The organism is Aquirufa beregesia (assembly GCF_011090385.1).
Lineage (GTDB): Bacteria > Bacteroidota > Bacteroidia > Cytophagales > Spirosomataceae > Aquirufa > Aquirufa beregesia.
In genome coordinates this window covers 1-592 of record NZ_SEWW01000027.1, presented here as the reverse complement: position 1 = coordinate 592, position 592 = coordinate 1, and the positions used below count along the sequence as shown (strand labels likewise).

General features: G+C 45.3%; 1 protein-coding gene. It reads left to right on the top strand.

Annotated features, from left to right (window positions below; translation table 11 throughout):
- Nucleotides 1–592, top strand: a 592-nt coding sequence (locus EWU23_RS13735) for a hypothetical protein (RefSeq protein ID WP_205753193.1), incomplete at both ends; no start/stop codon positions are given.

The following is a 592-nucleotide window of genomic DNA, read 5'->3' as shown; positions in this document are numbered from 1 at the left end:
ACTAGCGGAGTAGCGAACTTAACTAGCTTAGGTTTGACCTTCACAGGAACCTCAGGTACAGGAACATTTACCTTTACCCCAGCGACAGGAACTGCAGTAACAAGTTCCAGTATCACGGTGAATCCGGGTGCAGCTACGAAGTTTATTGTAACAGGAACAGGTACGCAAACAGCAGGAGGAAGTCAGACTATCACGGTTACAGCTAAAGATGCCAATGGAAATACGGCTACTGGATATACGGGAGATAAATCGATTGTTTTCTCAGGGGCGAATAGTTCTACGAGTCCAACAACCGCAGCTACGGCACGCGATAAAGATCTTGCCGATATTAATTTTGGAACAGCGACTGTTGTAACCTTTAGCAATGGAGTAGGAACATCTTTAGTGAAATTGTACAAAGCAGAAACTGCACTATTAGTGGCAACACAAGGTGCAGTAACCACTTCTGAGGCAGATCGCTTATCAGTAACGGTTAGCCCAGCCACTTACAGTAAATTGGCGGTTAGTTTAGCAACCCCTCAAGTGAACGGAGTAGGCTTTACTGGAACGAATACCTTAACGGCACAAGATGCCTATGGAAATACGGTAGCTA